A 1,688-nucleotide genomic window follows, 5' to 3' on the forward strand; every position below is an offset into this window, starting at 1 on the left:
CTGCTTCGTCGGAGGCGTCAGATGCGTATAAGAGACAGGGGGAGCACCGTGACCAACAGGGCCAACCCCACCGCCACCGCCACCGCCTGCCAGGTGCTCGGGAAGATCGCTCCCCCCACCAAACCGATCACCTGGTACGTCAGGGCCCACGCCAGCACCGCGGGCACCGAGCCGCGCAGGTAGTCGCGCAAGGGCATCCGGGCCATCAGGCAGGCCAGCAGCACCGGCAGCCGCCCCGCCGGAACCAGCCGGGAGAGCACCAGCACGGTCGCCCCGCGGCGCTCCAACTGCCGGCGCGAGCGATCCAGCAGCTCCGGCGACACCTGATCGCGCAACCGGTGCCACCACCGGGAGGGACGTCCCGACTCCAGCCCCCGTCGCCCCAGCACGAACAGCAGCCCGTCACCGGCGAAGGCACCCGCGGCGGCGACCACCAGGACCAGCACCGAGGACCACACCGGCTGGCCCTCGTGCAGGGCGACCACCGCGGCCGAGCTGACCACCGCCCCCGTCGGCACCACCGGCACCAACGCCCCGATGAAGACCAGCAGGAACAGCGAGGGGTACCCGAACACCCCCCGGGTCATCCCCTCCGCCGTCTCCGCGGCGACCGTCGCACCCGTCAACGCGACCGTCATCGTTCCCGTGTCCACGCCGGGTCCCCTCCTCCACCCCCCGGCGCCGCCGCGCCGATCACCCCGCTCATCCGTCCCCACCCGGTTCGACCAGCGGCCGCACGCTCTGTCCCGGCGCCAGCAGGTGTACCCGGACGGTCGGGGCCAGTCGCCCCGTGTGCCGCACGAACTCGTCCCCCGGGGAGGAGAACTCGTGCGGGCGCACCCCCTCCAGCCCCAGCGGCCAGAAGGTGCCGAAGTGCACCGGCACGGCGGCGGCGGGGGCCAGCAGCGCGGCGACCCGGGCCGCCTCCCGGGCGTCCAGGTGGCCGGGCCCCAGGAACGGTCCCCAACCGCCGACCGGCAACAGGGCCGTGTCCACCCGTCCCACCGCCTCCGCCATGCCCGGGAACCATCCGGTGTCCCCGGCGTAGTAGGTGCGGGTGCGGCCCTCGATCACGAACCCCAGCGGCTCGACCCGCAGCCGGGCCCCCGGTCGCCGCCGGCCGTCGTGCGCGGCCGGCACCGCGTGCACCCGCACCGTGCCCACCGGCAGGCTCTCCCCGGCGGCCACCTCGCGCAGGACCAGTTCGCGGCGCCGCGCCAACCGGCGCAGCGCCGGCACCGCGCGGACCGCTCCCCGGGGCAGGACCACGGTGGTGCCCGGTGCCATCCGGGCCAGGGAGGCCAGGTGCAGGTGATCGCCGTGCAGGTGGGAGATGACGGCGACGTCCGCGCGGTGCGCGGTGGTGGGCGGGATCGCGCCGGTGCGCCGGCGCAGCAGGTACAGCCAGCGGGGGAACAACGGGTCGGTGAGCACGGTCGTGCCCGAGTCCCGCACGCTCGCCGTGGCGTGTCCCCACCAGGTGATCTCCACCGCCATTCCCGCTCCCGTCCCTCCGGCGTCCGGCTGCCCGGTCCGCACCCGCTCCGTTCGCGCCCCGTTCCCGCCCGGGCGCCGCGGGGCCCGCTCCGTCCCCGGGTCCGTCCCCGGGTCCGTACCCGGGGCCCCGGCCGGGTCACCCCTTTCGGGGTCCCGTCCGAGGCGGCTCCGACGCCCCCGCGTCCCCGGAC

2 protein-coding genes are annotated in these 1,688 nt (G+C 76.1%); both read right to left on the bottom strand.

The features are described from left to right. Nucleotides 1–17: 17 nt before the first annotated feature. Complete coding sequence (locus FOE67_RS24985) at nucleotides 18–587, bottom strand: DedA family protein (RefSeq protein ID WP_228474268.1); 570 nt, start codon at nucleotides 585–587, stop codon at nucleotides 18–20. A gap of 115 nt (nucleotides 588–702) precedes the next feature. After that, a complete protein-coding gene (locus FOE67_RS24990; protein WP_182667086.1) occupies nucleotides 703–1,497 on the bottom strand; it encodes an MBL fold metallo-hydrolase in 795 nt (264 codons plus the stop codon). Between the last annotated feature and the right edge of the window lie 191 nt (nucleotides 1,498–1,688).

Source organism: Streptomyces calidiresistens, from assembly GCF_014141525.1.
Classification (GTDB): Bacteria; Actinomycetota; Actinomycetes; order Streptomycetales; family Streptomycetaceae; genus Streptomyces; species Streptomyces calidiresistens.

What these genes read in the sequence shown, in the direction of transcription:
- FOE67_RS24985 (WP_228474268.1), bottom strand. Translation starts at nt 587, where the DNA reads ATGACCCGGGGGGTGTTCGGGTACCCCTCGCTGTTCCTGCTGGTCTTC.
- FOE67_RS24990 (WP_182667086.1), bottom strand. Translation starts at nt 1,497, where the DNA reads ATGGCGGTGGAGATCACCTGGTGGGGACACGCCACGGCGAGCGTGCGG.